The following is an 18,715-nucleotide window of genomic DNA, read 5'->3' as shown; positions in this document are numbered from 1 at the left end:
CCCGGCCACTCCGAGATTTCTTAGACAGGCTGAATAAGGCCGAATTCAGACTTCTTCGAGCTCGACCAGCATAGCGCCTTCACCAAGCTGCTCGCCAACCCCGGCACCTGTCGCCTTGACCACACCATCGCGCGGGGCCGTCAGGCTATGCTCCATCTTCATGGCTTCCATAACGGCCACCACCTGATCCTTCTGAACCTGGTCGCCGGCAGACACTTTCAGCTCGATCAGCTTGCCCGGCATCGGCGCCGACACCTTGTCACCCCCGGCAATAGCTTCGGCCTCAGCCTCGTAATCAGGCACATCCACGAGAACGGTCTCGCCATCCGCAGACACCGCAAAACTGTGCTCCGATATCGCCGCAACCTGCCAGATTGGCGTTGCAGCCGCGGGATCAGGCGTGAGATCCATCACTTCGCCATCCACCTTGAGGCGTATCGACCGGCAGGGAGCAGCATTCATTCGCCAGCCATCCGCCAGCTCCCACGGCCCATCGCCCACTGGATGCAACAGCGCGTTCGCGACAAGGTCAGCAGCTGCCCGACGATCATCCTCATTCCGAGCCGTGAGTGTTTCTATTTCTTCAGCGATCCAGTTCACATGGTGGTCGCCCGAACGGAAGACTTCATGGTCCAGGCAGCGCTTCAGGAAATTGATATTGCATGGGATGCCAGCCACGACACTATGGCCAAGGCTTTCGGAAAGGGCATCAATAGCGCTTTCACGATCCCAGCTTTTCACAATGGCCTTGGCGATCATGGAGTCATAGACCGCCGGCACAGTATCGCCCGCGCCAAAACCGGTATCGAGCCGATACTGGTTGAATTCGTCGCCCATCTCATCGGTACCGAATTCTTCCATGTCCTCAGAGAGGCGTTCGACATTGCCGAGATCGAAAGCGAAGAGCCGCCCTGCGCCAGGCCGGAAATTGTCCGCCGGATCTTCCGCACAGATACGGGCCTCGATAGCGTGTCCATTCAGGGGTATATCCTTCTGTTCCAGAGGGATTTTTTCACCCGATGCCACACGCAGCTGCCATTCGACCAGGTCCGTGCCGGTGATGTATTCCGTCACCGGATGCTCGACCTGCAGGCGGGTATTCATTTCAAGGAACCAGAAAGTGTCCTTTGCCAGCGGCCGGGCGCCATCGACAATGAACTCGACCGTGCCGGCGCCTTCATAGCCTACCGCCTTCGCCAGTTGCACAGCTGCGTCTGTCATCGCCTTACGGACATCTTCCGGCATCCCAGGCGCCGGAGCTTCCTCGACAACCTTCTGGCGACGGCGCTGGAGCGAACAGTCACGCTCATAGAGATGGACGCCACCTCCGTGGCTGTCACCGAACACCTGCACCTCGATATGACGGGGCTGCTCGACCAGTTTTTCAAGCATGACACGCGCATCCCCGAAGGAGGATTTCGCTTCACGCGTCGCGCTTTCCAGCTCGTCCTTCAACTCCGATCGTTGCGAAACGAGCCGGATTCCGCGGCCCCCGCCGCCTGCAACAGCCTTGATCAGGAGCGGATACCCGATACGTTCGGCCTCGGCTTCCAGCGTTTTAGCGTCCTGCGCTTCGCCACGATAGCCGGGCAGCACGGGCACCCCGGCCTCTTCGGCTATCTTCTTGGCCTCGTCCTTGAGCCCCATAGACCGGATCGTCTCCGCCTTTGGGCCAACCCAGATCAGCCCTGCCTTGACGACGGCGTCTGCAAAATCGGCATTTTCAGAGAGAAACCCGTAGCCCGGATGTATCCCTTCAGCGCCGGAAGCCCTGGCAGCCGCAATGATGCGCTCGCCGTCGAGATAGCTCTCGCTTGCAGGCGCAGCACCAACGTGTACGGCCTCATCGGCTAGCCGCACATGACGGGCGTAAGCATCGGCGTCGGAGTAAACCGCAACCGTGCGTACACCCAGCCGGCGACAGGTCGCCATGATACGGCAGGCAATCTCACCCCGGTTAGCGATCAGCAGGCTTTTCAGCATGGCGTCCTTTCCGCGCGCTGTGGACAAGCGCCACCAGCACGAAACTTATGATCATCAACAAATACCATGAGCCGAATTTTGCGGCAGATACAAGTTTCCAGACTGATTCCTGCCCCGGATAAGTCCATGCACGGGCAAGTGTTCCCAGGTTTTCTGCAATCCAGATAAACAGTGCGACCAGTCCAAACCCAAGAACGAGCGGCATCGGCCGGTATGCCCTGTCCGGCCTGAACCAGACAATAGAACGGCCATAGACAAGGAGGGTCGCCACAAACAGGACATTGCGAATATCCACCGTAAAGTGATGAGTGAAGAAATTCAGATAGATCGCCAGTGCCAGCAAGCCCTGAAGCCAGAGTGATGGAAAATGGTCAAACCGGAAATCGAATATTCGCCACACCCGGGCGAGATAGCTGCCGACTGCGGCATACATGAAGCCTGAAAAGAGCGGCACCCCGCCAATACGCAGCAAGCTGTCCTCTGGATAGATCCAGCTTCCGGCACTTGTCTTGAAGATTTCCATGACAGTCCCGACGACATGGAAAACAAGGATGACGCGTGCCTCTTCCCAGGTTTCCAGCCCCGTCGCGATCAGGCCGACCTGAATAAAGATGGCGGTGATAACAAGAAAATCATACCGGCTGAGCCAAGCTGTCTCTGGGTACCAGAGATGCGTCGCCAGGATGAGTGCGAGCAACAGACCGCCGAAAATACAGGCCCATGCCTGCTTGATACCGAAGCTGACAAACTCGAATACGCCTGCGGTCACAGGCCCTTTCACAGCCAGACGCCGCAGTCGCTCACGCGCACCTGTCAGCTTGTCAGAAAGGGCTGAGAACCGGCTCATCAGGGCTTCTTCTCCCTGATGCAAGGCACTAGCATGACTTTATCATGGCGTTACTGGCCAGCCTGCCTCTTATACCGTCCAGTCCGGCTTGCGCTTGTCGAGAAAGGCCGCAAGCCCCTCACGTCCTTCTTCACTTACACGCCGTCCCGCGATCCGTTTTGCCGTCTCATGGCTGAGCGACTGGTTGATCTCGACCCCTGCAAGGTCCTGTACGAGCCGCTTGGAGTCATGGATGGCACCGGGCGCGGCCTGCATGGCCAAGGTGGCGAGATGTTCCTCCATCGCGGTGAGTTCTGCCTGATCCTCCACGACATACTGGACCAGACCGATCCGTTCAGCGAAAGCCGCATCGAAACTCTCCGCTGAAACGAAAAGTGCCTTGGCCCAGCGCGGGCCGATCGCAGACATCACAAAGGGACTTATCGTTGCCGGGGTCAGCCCCAGACGAACCTCTGAAAATCGGAACTTGGTATCCTTGAGCGCCACGGCGATATCACACGCCGCAACAAGTCCGGCGCCCCCGCCCATAACGGCGCCATGCACCAGCGCGACAGTCATCTGCGGGAGATTCGCGAGCTTCCTGAGCATTTCCGCAAGGCGGTAGGCATCTTCCTCATTCTCATGCCGGGTATAGTCGGCAGCAGCCTTCATCCAGGTCAGGTCAGCCCCGGCTGAAAAGCTCTTGCCATTGCCCCGCAGGATGACCATGCGAACCGTGGTCTGCTCTTCAAGCGTCTCCAGTGCATCGGTGAGTTCGGATATGACCTGCGCATTGAAAGCGTTGTGCTTGTCAGGGCGGTCGAGTGTTATGACAGCGATACCACCGGGTGTGGCATCAAGATTGATCGTCTCGTACTCGTCCATGAAAAATCTCCTGTTTGTCCGGATACTAGGGCTTAAACCGGACCTTGGAAATGTCCCTATGCCTGTGCTTCGGCACGTCTGTAATGACTATCGCGCCGCAGGGCCGGGCGTTCCACAAGATGCCAGAGAAGGAAGCTCGCCAGCAGCACCAGCACTGTCGCGGCAGCAATGCCTACCAGCGCCTGCTCGGGACCGAAAAGGCCCAACATGACCAGGGCCTGTATTATCGGGAAGTGCGTGATGTAGACGCCATAACTGATATCACCGAACCGTGCCGCCTGGAGGGATGGTCCTGGCGCGAAAGCAACGTATCCGATTATCCCCCCCAGTCCGGCTGCCCGCAATGGCTCAAGCCACGGGCTGAGGAAGGAAACCAGGACCAGCGCTAAGCCGACAAGACCGAAGAGACCCGGCTGCTTCGCGGCCGTGCGCCAAAGCTTCCAGAGCACCATGCCGCTTACAAAGAATGCCATCTGGCCCGGTAGCTGACGGGAAAGCTCCTCGGCCAGGGGATGGTGAAAATACACAGGCAGGAGAAGCCGCCACATTTCGGCCAGCACGTAAACGAGGCCAAACAGGACCCAGCTGAATCGGCCGAACAGACGCAAGAACACCGCAAAGACCGGAAGAACCATGTAGAACAGCACTTCCACTTTCAGTGTCCAGAGCGCGCCGTTCACCGCCGAAAACCGGTTATCCGCAAACAGGCCTGGGAGATCAGGCGACAGGAAGTTCAGGAAGATCAGGTTTGCACCCAGATATTCCATAAGCGCTTCCGGCCTGGCCCAGCCCGTCATGAAACCGCTGATGAGTACAGGAATGAGGATAATGGTCGCATATGCCGGATAAAGCCTGCGGATACGCTTGCTGGCATATGTCAGAAGAGACCGGGTACGTTCCAGCGAGCCGAAAACGAGCGCACCGGAAACGATAAAAAAGCCCTGGATGCTGAGCTCGGCCATATGACCGAGCGACCGCTCCACGGCTCCATCCGGAGCAAAGGCTGCGAGGACCCAGGCATGAAAGGCAAAAACGCCGCATGCGAATGCAAGGCGCAGGAAGTCGAAACGGTTGGCAGCCAGCGCGGCGCTCCTTGATTGGTCACCCTCAGCCTTGCAACCGCTTCCACTGCCGGAAATCAAGTCTCAAAAAACAAATGGCCCGCTCATTTGAGCGGGCCATAGGCTCTGGGGAAAGATGTGAAACTCAGCTCTTAGTAGCTGGTGTCACCTTCCATCTCTGTTTCAGCCTCCATGCCCATCCCGGCATCCGCGCCTGCTTCCTTGTCTTTCCACTGCTCTTTGGCAGCTGTCATTTCAGCTTCCGTGATGGATCCATCAAAGTCAGCGTCGATCTTGGCAAACTTGTCAGAAGCTTCCTGCTCCGTCACTTCGCCATCAGCGGTCTTGTGTGCAACGAATTCAGTTTCGGTAATCATACCGTCTGCATCAGTATCGATGTCCGAGAAAGCGGCCATTTCACCAGCTGATGCGGCGAAGGCTCCAGTTGCTGCGGCGGCTGCAAAGATTGCAATGCGTTTCATGATGTAACTCCGTTTGCTTAACGCCATTCCGTCTGGCGTACCGAATAGACGCACAAGGCGCGTAAATGGATGCGTTAAGAATTGGACAGGCTCATGAAATCATTGAAATAATTTCGAAAAGCGCAAAAATTACAGATACCTATATTCTCGATGAAACTTCTTCCATCCGGAAATTTTCTCGCAACTACATGCGGAACACGCCGAAACCACGCTCCCCAAGAGGCGCATTGAGGCTTGCTGAGAGAGAGAGCCCAAGTACGCGCCGCGTGTCTGCAGGGTCGATAATCCCGTCGTCCCACATACGCGCCGTTGAAAAATAAGGCTGACCTTCGCGTTCGTAGCCTTCCCGGATCGGTGCCTTGAAAGCTTCTTCGTCTTCCGCACTCCAGCTATCGCCGCGGCGTTCGATACCATCCCGGCGTACAGTGGCGAGAACGGATGCGGCCTGCTCACCACCCATGACGGAAATCCGCGAATTCGGCCACATGAACAGGAAACGCGGGCTGTAGGCCCGACCGCACATGCCGTAATTACCTGCCCCGAAGCTGCCGCCCGTTACAACGGTGAACTTCGGGACCGAAGCAGTCGCGACAGCCGTGACCATCTTTGCCCCGTCCTTTGCAATACCTCCGGCCTCATATTTGGAGCCAACCATGAAGCCTGTAATGTTCTGAAGGAAGATCAAAGGGGTACGGCGCTGGTCGGCCAGTTCGATGAAGTGTGCCGCCTTCTGCGCGCTTTCCGAGAAAAGGATGCCATTGTTCGCGAGGATGGCGACGGGCATACCGTAAATCCGGGCAAAGCCGCAGACCAGCGTATCGCCATAAAGATGCTTGAACTCGTGAAAATCCGAGCCATCGACCACACGGGCAATCACTTCCCGTGCATCATAGGGTTCGCGTACATCCTTCGGCACAAGCCCGTGTAACTCCTGCGGGTTATACAGCGGCTCAATCGGTTCACTGTATCCAACGGTGTCGGGTTTGGGCTGGTGCAGGGTGCGGACAATGGAACGCACAATTGCAAGCGCATGCTCGTCACTGGCGGCATAATGGTCGGCAACGCCGGATTTGCGTGCGTGAACATCTGCCCCGCCAAGGTCTTCTGCAGAAATCTCTTCCCCGGTCGCCGCCTTCACAAGCGGCGGCCCCCCCAGGAAAATCGTCCCCTGCTTTCGTACGATGACAGTCTCATCGGACATTGCCGGAACATAGGCCCCGCCCGCCGTACAGGATCCCATGACAGAAGCGATCTGGGGAATCCCCATCGCGCTCATCTGGGCCTGGTTGTAGAAAATACGCCCGAAGTGATCCCGGTCGGGAAAGACCTCAGACTGGTGCGGCAGGTTCGCCCCGCCCGAGTCGACGAGATAGATACAGGGGAGATGGTTCTGCATCGCGATTTCCTGCGCGCGCAGATGCTTCTTCACCGTCATCGGGTAATAGGCCCCGCCCTTCACCGTGGCGTCATTGCACACGATCATGCACTCTCGTCCCTCGACGCGGCCGACACCGGTAATGAGGCCAGCGCCGGGCGCCTCGTCATCATACATGCCATTGGCTGCGAGCGCTCCGACTTCCAGAAAGGGCGTGCCCGGATCGAGAAGGCGCTCGACACGCTCGCGCGGCAATAGCTTGCCCCGATCAGTGTGGCGCTTGCGGGCATTGTCGGATCCGCCACGCGCGGCTGCCTCGGTCTTTGCGCGCAGCTCCTCGACGAGAGCTTCCATCGCCTGCCGGTTGGCGGAAAATTTTGCGCTGGCAGCATCAAGCTTGGATTTTAGAACCGGCATATGCTCTCCTGTTGACCGTTTGTTGCAGAACTATCGCCGCATGCAGGCATTGTCATCCCTCCGGTCGCCGTCAAATCCTGAACGATGATGCCATCTTGGCGGTGAAAAGACAGAAAATCCTTTTCAGATCGCTCGGCAGTGAACACATTCATGGCCATGAGTCTGAACATCACACCCACGCTCAAGACCATCCCTTTTCTTGAAGATGTGCCCAAGCGTGCCCTGCGTGCCGCCGGGCGGGAGGCGAACTGGTTTTCGCTGCCGGCAGGCTGGGAACTGTTCAAGGCCGGCGATATTTCTACCTCGATCTATTTTGTCCTGTCCGGGTCACTTGGCGCCTTCCAGAAAATGGGGGATGGGCGCAGCGACTTCATCGGTCACATACGGGCTGGCGAACCTGTTGGCGAGATGGCCCTGTTCGAAGGCACGATCGATGCAGATGGCGACGGCGCCCCCGACAATGCCCCGCACACCAGCTCCGTCTACGCCCTGCGCGATGCCGAAATCCTGGAAATTTCGAGGGCTGGGTTTGATCGTCTGATAAAGGCAGAACCGGAAATTCTGACCGCGATGGTCCGGCTCATGCTGACCCGCTTGCGAGAAGGGCGCAAACCCAACAAACGCAACGCGCCGAAAGTCTTTGCGATGGTCGCGACCTCCCCGACCATCGACCTCAGGCTACGTGCAAATTCCCTCAAGGCATCGCTCGACAAGCTGGGCGTCAAGTCGCGGATAATCGATGAGGTTGAAGGCACAGACCAGACAGGCGGCTTCTTCGATAAGCTCGAGGCGGATAATGACGTTGTCATCCTGATCTCCTCGATCGGGGATACCTCCTGGTACAGGTTGTCAGTGCGTCAGGCTGACCGGATATGGGTGGTCGGCCGGGCAGATGCCCGCCCGTCGATCCCACTCATGCCGGAAGACGATTCTCCGGCCCGGTCACTCAAGCTCATTGATGTCGTCCTGCTGCATCACAGCGGCGAGCGGCAGGCGGCCAAACCTGTCGAATGGAAAGACGCAGCAGGAGCAGCGCGCTTGTTTCACTGGGAGGGTATGGAGGGCGCGTCCTGCGACAGGCTGGCCCGTGTGATGGCTGGCCGCTCAGTCGGTCTCGTGCTGTCCGGCGGCGGTGCCCGCGCCTATGCTCATATCGGGGTCGTCCGGGCCTTGCGTGAGGCCGGCATACCGATCGACTTTGCGGGCGGTTCTTCCATGGGCGCCGTTGTGGCCGCGTGTGTCGCCATGGGATGGAATGATGATGAAATAGACGCACGTATCCGCAAAGCATTTGTCTCATCCAACCCCTTGAGCGACTATGTGTTGCCCGTCGTCGGCCTTGTTCGGGGTAAGCGCGTCAACACACGGTTACGCGAACATTTTGGAGATGCGGAGATCGGTGATCTCGACATTCCATTCTTCGCCGTCTCCACGAACCTGACAGATGGCACTTACCGCGTTCACAGGCGGGGGCTCATGCGCGAAGCCCTGCGTGCGACGATATCCCTGCCCGGTATCCTGCCGCCTGTGGTCTATGAAGGCGAAGTACTCGTGGATGGCGCTGTCCTGAACAATTTTCCCACCAACGTAATGCGTGAACTTCATCGCGGCGTTGTTGTCGGATCAGACGTCTCCCGTGCCCCCGAGGGCCTGAAGGCAGAGGACTTCACCAACCCGCCGGGATTCTTCGGCTGGGTGTTCAAGCATGGCTTTTCTTCCGCGCCTCCGATTGCCGGCCTGTTGATGCGGTCTGCCACAATCAGCGTTAATCCGTCTGCGGGCCGCGAGCTGGTCGATGTCCTTGTCGTGCCGGAGCTTCGCGACATCGAATTGCGGGACTGGGAAGCCTATGAGGATGCCGTCAAGGCTGGATATGATGCTGCCCAGAAAGCCCTTGCTTCGGGAGAGCTGCATAAGTTCTGCTACGGCCCGAAAACGGAAGTTCCCACAGTTACGGTCGACCCCATGGAATAAGGGCACAGGCTAAGATTCCGTTCGCGGGTCGCGTTGCTGCGCGAAAGCACCGCCCATTGTCGTGGGTCACGCCGCATTATCCCAGTTCGGCGCCCAGCTCGGGTCGATCAGCCGCTGATTATTCGCCTTTAGAGATGTAATGCGACCCATTTCCTGCGGCGTAAGTTCGAAGTCGTGAATGTCATTATTCGCAGCCAGGTGGTCCGGTGAAGATGAACGCGGAATGGTGATGATACCCGGTTGCTGCGCAAACCAGCGCACAGCGACCTGAGCCGCCGATTTTCCATATTTCTCGCCGATTTCCTTGAGTACCGGCTCATCGAACACCTTGCCTTGAGCCAACGGTGAAAACGCCGTGATAGACATTCCCAGTGAATGAGCCGCTTCGAGCACAGGGGTCTGGTCTATGAAGGGGTGATATTCGACCTGATTGGTGATGATGGGAGCCTTGGACAGCTTTACCGCATCCGCCATCTGTGACGTCGTAAAGTTTGATACCCCAATGTGCTTCGTCATACCTTTGGCGTGAGCATCATTGAGCGCGTCCAGTGTCTCCTCAAGCGGAACATCCCTGTTCGGCCAGTGCAGCAGGACGAGATCGAGCTGGTCGAGGCCCATCCGGTCGAGGCTCTGGTCAATTGATGCCTGCAGGTCTCCCTGCTTGAATTCAGACATCCAGACTTTCGTAGTGACCCAGAGGTCTTCACGCGGCAGTTGCGCGTCGCGGATCCCACGACCGACATGCTTTTCATTTTCATAGGCCTGCGCAGTGTCGATCATCCTGTAGCCCGCCTCAATGGCTTTCGCCACACACATCTGGGCCGTCTCGTCTTTGAGCTTCCATGTTCCGAAACCGATTACCGGGATATCGACACCAAAATGCTTCGTTGTCAGGGTCATCGTCTGGGCTCCTTCTTGCTGGTTACAAAACGGCCCGAAGGATGCGGTGTTCCCCGACCCACCGATCAGGACTGATTTAACCCAAGCTCTTTCTGAAGCTTCTTGGTCAGGCCAAGTGAAACAAGACGGTAACTCTCACGCAGGTAATCTTTCAGCGCAGCATCATCCATGGTCTCTTCGGAAAAGCGCTGGATCCATTTCATGCCACGCGACGCCAAGTGGGGCGCGCCCCGGCAACCGGCCTGCTCGCGCAGAATATCGAACGCCAGTTCTGAGACCTTGAAACTTACACGAAACCCTTCAGGCCCACCATCCCCGCCGATGGCGAAAACCTTGCCGCCAATCTTCCAGACATGACTGCCACCCCACTGAACGACATGCGTGGTGTGCGCAAGCCTGGCGCAAAACTCATTGTATTCTGCAAGAGTCATTTACCCCCTCCTGCCACGATCCATGAACTCAGACCGCTTCCAGCATCATGACAGCGAAGAGATTATCGTCATCCATCCATGTCCGGTCCAGTCGCCAGCCAGCTTTTTCGGCAAGCTCACCAAAAGCGTCCAGCCCGATCTTGCGGGAATTCTCCGTGTGGATCGTTTCCCCTTCGGCAAACCGGAAACGCTCTCCTGCGACCGTAGCAGACTGCGGTTTGAGGCTCCTCAGATGCATCTCTATCCGGCTTTCTGCCGCGTTCCAGCGGGCCTCATGGGCAAAGGCATCCAGATCGAAATTTCCGCCAAGTTCCCTGTTGATCCGTTTGAGCAGGTTCAGATTGAACGCAGCCGTCACGCCTTGTGCATCATCATAGGCCGGAAGGAGCACATCCGGTGACTTGGGCTGGTCGAGCCCGACAATGAAGCAGCTTCCATCGCCAAGATCGGACCGGGCATTGGAAAGAAAGCGGAGAATGTCAGCGTCGAGGAGGTTGCCGACCGTGGAACCTGGAAAGAAACCCGCCCGGCGACCGGCCGCTTGAGGTAGCGCCTCGCCAAGGTTCGAGGCCATGAAATCTGCAGCAACCGGATGGATCTGCAGCTTCGGATAGTCAGCTTTCAGTTCATCCGCCGCTGTGTGGAGGTGGCTTGCTGAAATATCGACAGGCACAAAGGCTTCCGGCCTGTCCAGCGCGTCAAGAAGAATACGGACCTTTAGCAGAGAACCGGCCCCATACTCTATGACGACGCTTTGCGGGCCTATGGCCGAGGCCATCTCGCTCGCGCGTGAACGCAATATCTTCAGTTCTGTGCGCGTCGGGTAATATTCCGGCAGCTCTGTAATCCTGTCGAACAGACGTGACCCTTCGGCGTCATAAAGCCAGCGGCTCGGCAACGATTTCTGAGGGTACGAAAGCCCGTCCAGCACATCCGCGCGGAAGGGATCTGTGTTCATTCCATCCATTACGCGTCTCTCGCCAGTCTGAGACCGGCAAACTGCCAGCGCTTTTCCGGGTGGAAGAAGTTGCGGTATGTAGCTCGAACATGGCCGCGCGGTGTGACACAGGAGCCTCCGCGCAGGACATACTGACCGCTCATGAACTTGCCATTATACTCCCCGACAGCGCCCTCAGCTGCCGCGAAGCCCGGATATGGAGCGTAAGCGCTCCGCGTCCATTCCCAGACATCACCGAACAAGCCAAGCAGGCCATCGCCTGTCTGAGGTGCCGGGCTTAGCCTGCCCGTCCCGGCATCGTTTCCGGCAAGGGAGGTGTTGCTGGCAGCAATCTCCCACTCCGCTTCGTCTGGAAGGCGCGCCCCGGCCCAGCTCGCATATGCATCGGCTTCATAATAACTAACATGGCAAACCGGCGCTTCCCGGTCGACAGGCTGCCAGCCACGCAAGGTCATAGTCCACCACTCCCCCTCGCCCTGCTTCCAGTAAAGGGGACAGTGCCAGCCTTCACTTACGCAGACAGCCCAACCATCCGAAAGCCAGTAGGCAGGGTCTTCATAGCCCCCATCTTCGATAAACTGGATCCAGTCTGCGTTTGTGACAGCGCGACTGGCCAGCTCGAAGGGCTCGATCCAACGCTTGTGACGCGGTTCTTCACAATCAAAGGCAAAGCCTTCGCCATCATGGCCGATTCCCAGCAGACCGCCCTCGAAGCGGTGCCAGCACATCTCTGCGCTCGCAGCCTTCATCAGGCGGGGCTCAGGTGCACGAAAGGCAGGCTTAAGCGGGTTCTGGGCGAACAGGTGGAGTATATCCGTCAGGAAAAGTTCCTGATGTTGCTCCTCATGATGCAGGCCGAGCGTCACCAGCTCCGACACTCTCTCACTGACATCGCCAGAGAGCAGGCTGCGCATCGCGGCGTCGACGTGCGTGCGATATGCCAGCACTTCTTCCAGTGCCGGACGGCTCAACAGTCCCCGGCACGGCCGCGGATGACGTTCGCCGACGGCATCATAATAGGAGTTGAAGAGGTAATCATAATCGTCATCGAAGCCGCGGTATCCATCGACATTCGGCTTCAGGATGAACCGTTCGAAAAACCAGGTTACGTGTGCCAGGTGCCATTTCGCCGGACTGGCATCCTCCATCGACTGGACTGTCGCATCCGCATCCGAAAGGTCGCTGGCGAGGTCCAGCGAACGGGATCTGATCTCATCAAATCGCCGTATCAGGCTTTCAGGGGTGACAGGCTCGGTCCGGTTTAACGCCTCTGACATTGGCCGCTCCTTTCGCGGGCTGCATGAAGCATCGATGCCGCAACCCTACATATATGCATGAAGGTGTCACGTAACACCTGTCTGACAAGGCCTGCTGAACGCGCCCCGTAGTTAATAGTTACGCAAAAGCGTCCCGGTTCCAATTTATCGCGATTAATTCACGGTCAGTTATTCGGCCTCCTGATAATCAAAGGCAGCCCATCCTCATTATTTCAACACGGCATTAAGTTTCTTTCGTAACAGTCCTGTAATTCTTGCTACAGGCCGGGGGAAATTTACCATGGATGCCAGTCTCTTCGACCGACTTCCAATCATTGTCTGTGAAACAGTTCCTGTCCGGGATGAGGCCGGTCAAATTATCGACCTGGAATGGACTGATGCAAACCAGCTCATGAACGAGTCGATCCTGCCTGAAGGGGGCAGTATCGTTGGCATGCGCATCTTTGAATTCGATCCCGCCTATCGCGGCTCGGAAATGTGCAATGCAGTGATCAAGGTAATCGAGACCGGACAGCCCGGCACCCTGACAACCGGACAGGGTCGCGGCGCGAAGATGCTCAGCAAGGTCATGAAGACGACATTGCTGCCAACCGAACGTGGGGTGCTCTGCTGTTCTCACGAGATCACCGACATTGCCAAGGAGCGTGACGAGGCAGCCAACCGCGCCGAACTGCTCAGGCTGGCCTGCGATCATGCGCTGCATGGCATCGCCATTGCGAACCATGAGGGAAGTCTTCTCTACATCAATGACGCCCTCTCGAAACTGACCGGCCACAAGCCCGAAGATGTGATGGGCAAGCATGCCGATACGCTGATGGGCCCCGGTCAGGCCGTCCGCAGCGAGGAACTCCAGCGCAAGCTGGCAAGCGGGCAGATCATCCAGCATATCTCCGATGGTGAGATACTCTCACTTTCAGGCGAACGTATCCGCGTCTCGATCGCGCTCAATAATGCCTATCTTCCCGATGCCGCAGAGCCAGTCTACATCATGCACATTCAGGATGTTCGGGAAGAACGCCGCAAGGCACACGAACTGACCGATGCCTTGCATCGCGCCGAGCAGGCGACACGGCTCAAGTCTGAATTCCTGGCCAATATGAGCCATGAAATCCGTACACCTCTCAACGGTGTTCTCGGGATGGCGCAGACGCTCTCGCACGAGAAGCTCACAGAATCCCAGGCCGAGCAGGTTTCCATCATTCTCGATTCCGGCAAGGCCCTGATGGTCCTGCTCAACGACATTCTGGATCTCTCCAAGATCGAATCCGGCAAACTCGAAGTCTCGCCCGTTGAGAGCGATCTGCGCCACAAGCTGAGCGGCCTGTTCAAGCTGCATGAGGCAGTCGCAGAAGAAAAAGGCATCAAGCTCAGCCTGCACATAGACCCGTCAGTCCCCTCCAGGCTTGAATTCGACCCCGTTCGCGTGCGCCAGTGCATTGGCAACCTTGTTTCCAATGCGATCAAGTTCACCGAACAAGGTGAAGTCATGATCGTGGTGACATGCGATCCTTCCACCGAAAGCGAAGCGACGCTCACCATGCACGTTTCAGATTCAGGCTGTGGGATTGCGCCGGACAAGATTGAACGAATCTTCGATAGCTTTGCCCAGGAGGATGGCTCCACAAGCCGCAAGTTTGGCGGCACCGGCCTTGGCCTTGCAATTACCCGCAAACTTGCCCGGATGATGGGCGGCGATGTCACAGCCGTAAGTGAACCCGGCCGGGGTTCGGTCTTCACACTGAAATTCCAGGCCGCCACATGCGGGCCGGCACAAATCCTTCAACACCGCCCGGCCAAGGCGAAGCCACGTCACCAGCGCTCGGGTCTCTCAGGGACACGGGCACTTGTCGTTGACGACAACGCCATCAATGTCCGTGTCGCGAGAACCTTCCTGGAGCAGTATGGAATCGAGGTATCGGAAGCTGGGGACGGTAATGAGGCCCTGGAGCTTCTGAAGCAGGAACCGCTCGATATCGTGCTGATGGACATACACATGCCCGGTCTCGACGGGATGGAAGCCTTCCGCCGCCTGCGCATGTCCGATAGCCTCAATCGCATCGTCCCTGTCATCGCGCTCACCGCAGACTCCATGCAGGGAGACCGCGAACGTTTTCTCGGCATGGGCTTTGACGGCTATGTCTCCAAACCGATTGAGGAACGCGAGCTGATTTCCACCATGGGACAGGTTCTCAGCGTTACATCTGATGAAGAGGTACGCGCGACCGGCTAGGATGTCTCTCCGAACAGTTCGCGCCCGATCAGCCAGCGGCGGATTTCACTTGTACCTGCCCCGATTTCGTAGAGCTTGGCGTCGCGCAGCAAACGGCCTGTGGCATACTCGTTGATATAGCCATTGCCACCGAGCAGCTGGATCGCGTCAAGGGCCAGCTTGGTGGCCGTTTCCGCCGCATAGAGGATTGCACCGGCCGCATCCTTGCGTGCAGTCTCGCCCCGGTCACAGGCTTTCGCAACTGTGTAGACATAGGCCTTGGCAGCGTTCATCTGGACATACATGTCGGCAAGTTTGCCCTGCACGAGCTGGAACTCGCCGATGGACTGGCCGAACTGCTTGCGGTCATGAATATAGGGCAGCACGACATCCATACAGGCCTGCATGATACCCGTAGGCCCTGCCGAAAGTACCGCGCGCTCGTAATCAAGCCCGCTCATCAACACCTCGACACCGCCGTTCAGCGGGCCCATGATGTTTTCTTCAGGAACTTCGCAATCCTCGAAAACGAGTTCGCCCGTCTCAGAGCCGCGCATACCAAGTTTGTCGAGCTTTTGTGCAACCGAGAAGCCCTTCATGCCACGCTCGATGATGAAAGCGGTTATGCCGCGTGATTTCTTCTCCGGCTCCGTCTTGGCGTAGACGATCAGCGTATCGGCGTCGGGTGAATTCGTGATCCACATCTTCGAGCCATTGAGAATGTAGCGGTCACCCTTTTTCTCGGCCTTGAGTTTCATCGAGACGACATCGGAGCCCGCACCGCTCTCCGACATGGCCAGGCCGCCAAGGTGCTCGCCGGTGATCAACTTTTCGAGGTAGCGCTTCTTCTGGTCCTCGCTGCCCCAGCGGCGAAGCTGGTTGACGCAAAGATTGGAATGCGCGCCATAGGACAGGCCGACAGAAGCCGAAGCACGGGAAATTTCTTCCATCGCAACGACGTGCTCAAGATAGCCAAGCCCGGTACCACCCCACTCTTCCTCGACAGTGATACCAAGAAGGCCAAGTTCGCCCATCTTTGGCAGGAGATAGCGTGGGAAGACGTCCGTCTTGTCGATTTCGGCGGCAATCGGGGCGATATTGTCGGCGGCAAAACTTTGCACGGTATCGCGGATCATCTCCGCAGTTTCACCAAGGTCAAAGTTCAGCGTGGGATATGTGTTCGGGATCATGCACAGGGTGTAGCTGGTCCTGCCCCACTTGCCAATCCGATAGGTTCATTGGCTAGCCGCTGCGCACAAGCGCCTTGATGAGATAATAAACCATCATCACGAAGATCAGACCGCCCACAAGGATCAAGACCAGAGGTGTATAGGACGGAACCGACCCGGCAACCGGCATCTCGATCCCGAGCCAGCCAAAGTTCATTATACCGCCGAAAGCGATGAGGCTGGCTCCCATCATGGCAATCAGCGACAGGACGAATATTTCCAGCGGGCCTTCACGCTTGCCTTCTTTTCCGGGCCGCAGAGAGGCCGAGCCGTCATCTATATCATCTATGTAGAGGCCATCCTTGTGCTGCGTTTTCCCAGCCTCTGAAACCTCAAGATGACCGGGGCGCAGGTTCAGGTTTTCATCGGCCTCATCCTGAAGGAAGTCGATCCCGCCAGGTCCGGTTTTCCCGATCTTTTCATCATCAGCTTCATCGTCATCGGAAACCAGTGCCGAAATGGCTGTCCGGATTTCCTCGACGCTTGCTTCCTGCGATCCGTCTTCGACAGATGCCTCATTCGCCTCACCGAGCCCTTCAGGCGCGTCTTCATCTCCGGGTTCCTGCTCTCCCAGTATCCGGGTAAGCCGTTCCTTGACCGTTCGGGCAGCAGCTTCTGGCGCTGTCTCGTCGCCCTGGTCAGCCGGCCTGGTCTGTTCAGGGCTGATATTACCACCTTCGCTGACCACGAAATTCTGTGTGCCTGCAAGCGGCGCGACCGGCTCAGCATCCGGCAATGGCCTGAAGCGGCTGGACGACGCCAGAGGGACACTGCCTTTCGTTTTCAGGAAGAGCGACTTCTCATCGGCGCGCCGACGCACAAGCGGATCAACAACCATGGTGCGGGGCCCGACCCTTGCATTGCGCCAACGCTCGATGGCGCGGGCAGCTGACATGCGGTCACCCGCGTTCAGGAAAGCCAGGACATCAGACCCTGCGAACTGTTCGAGACCGATATTGAAAATAAAGGAGACGAGCGCGTCGAATTCATTCTGGTTCAGGGCAACCAGCACCATGTCGCGCAAACCCTGCTCGATAGGCGGAAGGTCGAACTCACGAAGGATGGTCGAAGCTTCCACCTGGCTGACCTTGAGGCCTTCGCGGGCCGCGCGCACATGCCCATAACCGATGACCCAGCGGCCGTCAGGCAGCCGTGAGGAATGAGGCCTGAAACCTTCATATGCCCTGATCAGCGTAAGACCGGCCTCTGATGTTCGCAGCCCAGACTCCATGTGTTGCTCCAAACCGATACAATCAGCACTCTTCGATAGGCCGGTCGTGCAAAATGCACGCCTGACGGTGAGAAGCCGAGCCTAGAGCAGAGTTATGGACGCCAGGCCGAGGAAGCTGAAGAACGCCATTATGTCTGTCAGGGTCAGCACGAAAACCGAGGATGCGACAGCCGGGTCAGCCCCGACGCGGCGCAGCGTTATCGGTACGATAACACCCGAAAATCCAGCCCACACAAAGGTCGCGAACATTGCAACCCCTATCGTAACGGCCAGGGCAACGCTGCTGAACCAGAAACCGGCGATCGCAGCAACCCCGACCGCGAAGATCACACCATTCGCGATCCCCGTCAGTGTCTCGCGGATAATGGCTCGCCGGCTGGCATCGCCATCCATCTCGCGCTCAGCGATCGCGCGGACAGCTACCGCCAGCCCCTGACTGCCCGCATTGCCCCCGAGTGCGGCAACAACAGGCATCAGGATCGCAAGCTGCACGACCTGCTCAATCGTACCCTCGAAAATTGAAATGATGCCGGAGGCTATGAACGCCGTGACCAGATTGACCGCCAGCCAGGGGGCGCGTGCCTTGACGGAATCCAGCACAGTATCGGTACCTTCAGCGGAATTCACGCCGGAAAGAGCGAGCAGGTCTTCGGTGTTTTCTTCCTGTATGACGTCAACAACATCATCGACGGTCAGCATACCCATGAGGCGTCCATCACCATCCGTGACGGGCGCCGACGCCAGTGAGTATTTCTGGAACTGATAGGCCGCCTCTTCCTGGTCCATGTCTCCGCGAATGTCGGACTGGATATCCTCCATGATGTCGGACAGCATCACGTCACGCGGCGTGCGCAGCAATGTGGCCAGCGGCACCTGCCCCTTCAGGTGGTGGGTCGGGTCAATGACATACACGGCATAGAATTCCGCTGGCAGCTCCTCGGCATTATCGCGTGCGTGATCGATCGCATGGCCAACTGTCCAGAGCTCAGGCGCAGCAAAATACTCCCGCTGCATGAGCCGGCCAGCCGTTTCCTCGTCAAAGGCGAGCCCCTGCTCGAAGGAGGCCCGGTCGGCCGGAGCCAGTTTTTTCAGGATCTCTTCGCGCCGCTCTTCCTCGAGGTCCTCAAGGATGGTCGTCACATCATCGGAATCGAGCTCGCCGAGAACGGCTGCCACGGTCGCGTCAGGCAATGCTTCGACAGCATCCTCGCGATACTCGTCGCGCAGTTCGATAATGATCTCGGTCGACAGGTCCTCGCCGAGCAGCGCAACGGCATCGGAAAAATCGTCAGTGGAGAGCTGTTCCAGAAGGTCGGCAGCATCCGCCGGATGCAAACGCTTCAGCGTGCGGGAAAGCCAGCGCTTGTCATCATCCCAGACGGCCTCGCGGACATCCTGCTCGAGGGCGAGATATTTCTCGCTCACTGCCTCATCGGGTGATTCTTCGGCCTGGGGGCTGGACAGCTCGGACATGGGG

At 57.9% G+C, this 18,715-nt stretch carries 15 protein-coding genes; 2 read left to right on the top strand and 13 right to left on the bottom strand.

Annotation, left to right across the window (positions count from 1 at the left end):
- Nucleotides 1-45: 45 nt before the first annotated feature.
- From Q1K31_RS03165 to Q1K31_RS03140, 6 genes are all read right to left on the bottom strand, one after another.
- Nucleotides 46-1,983 (bottom strand): acetyl/propionyl/methylcrotonyl-CoA carboxylase subunit alpha, encoded by a 1,938-nt coding sequence (locus tag Q1K31_RS03165; protein WP_300376611.1) that lies wholly within the window; start codon nt 1,981-1,983, stop codon nt 46-48.
- Nucleotides 1,958-2,764 carry a DUF817 domain-containing protein gene (locus Q1K31_RS03160; protein WP_367187516.1) on the bottom strand — a complete coding sequence of 269 codons (807 nt, stop codon included), beginning with the start codon at nt 2,762-2,764 and terminating at the stop codon, nt 1,958-1,960. Before Q1K31_RS03160 ends, Q1K31_RS03165 begins: the two co-directional genes overlap by 26 nt.
- A 135-nt stretch (nt 2,765-2,899) precedes the next feature.
- Nucleotides 2,900-3,694 (bottom strand): enoyl-CoA hydratase-related protein, encoded by a 795-nt coding sequence (locus Q1K31_RS03155; protein WP_300376607.1) that lies wholly within the window; start codon nt 3,692-3,694, stop codon nt 2,900-2,902.
- Nucleotides 3,695-3,750: 56 nt separating this feature from the next.
- The gene (locus Q1K31_RS03150; protein WP_300376605.1) at nt 3,751-4,836 is read right to left on the bottom strand and encodes an acyltransferase; all 1,086 of its coding nucleotides are present in this window, start codon (nt 4,834-4,836) and stop codon (nt 3,751-3,753) included.
- A 71-nt stretch (nt 4,837-4,907) separates the two neighbouring features.
- Nucleotides 4,908-5,237: an EF-hand domain-containing protein gene (locus Q1K31_RS03145; protein ID WP_300376603.1), complete on the bottom strand. Its 330-nt coding sequence runs from the start codon at nt 5,235-5,237 to the stop codon at nt 4,908-4,910.
- Nucleotides 5,238-5,421: 184 nt separating this feature from the next.
- Nucleotides 5,422-7,029: a carboxyl transferase domain-containing protein gene (locus tag Q1K31_RS03140; RefSeq protein WP_300376601.1), complete on the bottom strand. Its 1,608-nt coding sequence runs from the start codon at nt 7,027-7,029 to the stop codon at nt 5,422-5,424.
- 150 nt (nt 7,030-7,179) lie between these two features.
- Between Q1K31_RS03140 and Q1K31_RS03135 the strand changes: the two genes are divergently transcribed.
- Entirely contained in the window at nt 7,180-9,003 is a 1,824-nt protein-coding gene (locus Q1K31_RS03135) for a patatin-like phospholipase family protein (RefSeq protein ID WP_300376599.1), read from the top strand.
- A gap of 66 nt (nt 9,004-9,069) precedes the next feature.
- Here Q1K31_RS03135 and Q1K31_RS03130 read toward each other — a convergent pair whose 3' ends face one another.
- The 4 genes from Q1K31_RS03130 to egtB form a co-directional block, all read right to left on the bottom strand.
- Entirely contained in the window at nt 9,070-9,903 is an 834-nt protein-coding gene (locus Q1K31_RS03130; protein WP_300376597.1) for an aldo/keto reductase, read from the bottom strand.
- A gap of 65 nt (nt 9,904-9,968) precedes the next feature.
- A complete protein-coding gene (locus tag Q1K31_RS03125) occupies nt 9,969-10,334 on the bottom strand; it encodes an MmcQ/YjbR family DNA-binding protein (RefSeq protein WP_300376595.1) in 366 nt (121 codons plus the stop codon).
- 28 nt (nt 10,335-10,362) lie between these two features.
- The gene (gene egtD, locus Q1K31_RS03120; protein WP_300376593.1) at nt 10,363-11,292 is read right to left on the bottom strand and encodes an L-histidine N(alpha)-methyltransferase; all 930 of its coding nucleotides are present in this window, start codon (nt 11,290-11,292) and stop codon (nt 10,363-10,365) included.
- A gap of 8 nt (nt 11,293-11,300) precedes the next feature.
- On the bottom strand, nt 11,301-12,569 hold the full coding sequence (gene egtB, locus Q1K31_RS03115; RefSeq protein ID WP_300376591.1) for an ergothioneine biosynthesis protein EgtB: 1,269 nt from the start codon (nt 12,567-12,569) through the stop codon (nt 11,301-11,303).
- A 280-nt stretch (nt 12,570-12,849) separates the two neighbouring features.
- Between egtB and Q1K31_RS03110 the strand changes: the two genes are divergently transcribed.
- Complete coding sequence (locus Q1K31_RS03110; protein WP_300376588.1) at nt 12,850-14,799, top strand: ATP-binding protein; 1,950 nt, start codon at nt 12,850-12,852, stop codon at nt 14,797-14,799.
- Here the strand turns inward: Q1K31_RS03110 and Q1K31_RS03105 are convergent.
- The 3 genes from Q1K31_RS03105 to mgtE form a co-directional block, all read right to left on the bottom strand.
- Nucleotides 14,796-15,968 (bottom strand): isovaleryl-CoA dehydrogenase, encoded by a 1,173-nt coding sequence (locus Q1K31_RS03105; RefSeq protein ID WP_300376586.1) that lies wholly within the window; start codon nt 15,966-15,968, stop codon nt 14,796-14,798. The two genes, Q1K31_RS03110 and Q1K31_RS03105, sit on opposite strands and share 4 nt — an antisense overlap.
- 52 nt (nt 15,969-16,020) lie before the next feature.
- Complete coding sequence (locus Q1K31_RS03100) at nt 16,021-17,238, bottom strand: lysozyme (RefSeq protein WP_300376584.1); 1,218 nt, start codon at nt 17,236-17,238, stop codon at nt 16,021-16,023.
- A gap of 81 nt (nt 17,239-17,319) precedes the next feature.
- Nucleotides 17,320-18,711: a magnesium transporter gene (gene mgtE, locus Q1K31_RS03095; RefSeq protein ID WP_300376582.1), complete on the bottom strand. Its 1,392-nt coding sequence runs from the start codon at nt 18,709-18,711 to the stop codon at nt 17,320-17,322.
- Nucleotides 18,712-18,715 lie beyond the last annotated feature (4 nt).

The sequence above is a fragment of the Henriciella sp. genome, assembly GCF_029936995.1.
In the GTDB taxonomy this organism is placed as follows: domain Bacteria; phylum Pseudomonadota; class Alphaproteobacteria; order Caulobacterales; family Hyphomonadaceae; genus Henriciella.
Note: the sequence above shows the minus strand (reverse complement) of the source record. Positions and strands in the feature narration are given on the sequence as shown.

What these genes read in the sequence shown, in the direction of transcription:
- Q1K31_RS03130 (WP_300376597.1), bottom strand. Translation starts at nt 9,903, where the DNA reads ATGACCCTGACAACGAAGCATTTTGGTGTCGATATCCCGGTAATCGGT.
- Q1K31_RS03100 (WP_300376584.1), bottom strand. Translation starts at nt 17,238, where the DNA reads ATGGAGTCTGGGCTGCGAACATCAGAGGCCGGTCTTACGCTGATCAGG.
- Q1K31_RS03135 (WP_300376599.1), top strand. Translation starts at nt 7,180, where the DNA reads ATGGCCATGAGTCTGAACATCACACCCACGCTCAAGACCATCCCTTTT.
- mgtE (WP_300376582.1), bottom strand. Translation starts at nt 18,711, where the DNA reads ATGTCCGAGCTGTCCAGCCCCCAGGCCGAAGAATCACCCGATGAGGCA.
- Q1K31_RS03165 (WP_300376611.1), bottom strand. Translation starts at nt 1,983, where the DNA reads ATGCTGAAAAGCCTGCTGATCGCTAACCGGGGTGAGATTGCCTGCCGT.
- Q1K31_RS03140 (WP_300376601.1), bottom strand. Translation starts at nt 7,029, where the DNA reads ATGCCGGTTCTAAAATCCAAGCTTGATGCTGCCAGCGCAAAATTTTCC.
- Q1K31_RS03125 (WP_300376595.1), bottom strand. Translation starts at nt 10,334, where the DNA reads ATGACTCTTGCAGAATACAATGAGTTTTGCGCCAGGCTTGCGCACACC.
- Q1K31_RS03145 (WP_300376603.1), bottom strand. Translation starts at nt 5,237, where the DNA reads ATGAAACGCATTGCAATCTTTGCAGCCGCCGCAGCAACTGGAGCCTTC.
- Q1K31_RS03105 (WP_300376586.1), bottom strand. Translation starts at nt 15,968, where the DNA reads ATGATCCCGAACACATATCCCACGCTGAACTTTGACCTTGGTGAAACT.
- egtD (WP_300376593.1), bottom strand. Translation starts at nt 11,292, where the DNA reads ATGAACACAGATCCCTTCCGCGCGGATGTGCTGGACGGGCTTTCGTAC.
- Q1K31_RS03110 (WP_300376588.1), top strand. Translation starts at nt 12,850, where the DNA reads ATGGATGCCAGTCTCTTCGACCGACTTCCAATCATTGTCTGTGAAACA.
- egtB (WP_300376591.1), bottom strand. Translation starts at nt 12,569, where the DNA reads ATGTCAGAGGCGTTAAACCGGACCGAGCCTGTCACCCCTGAAAGCCTG.
- Q1K31_RS03155 (WP_300376607.1), bottom strand. Translation starts at nt 3,694, where the DNA reads ATGGACGAGTACGAGACGATCAATCTTGATGCCACACCCGGTGGTATC.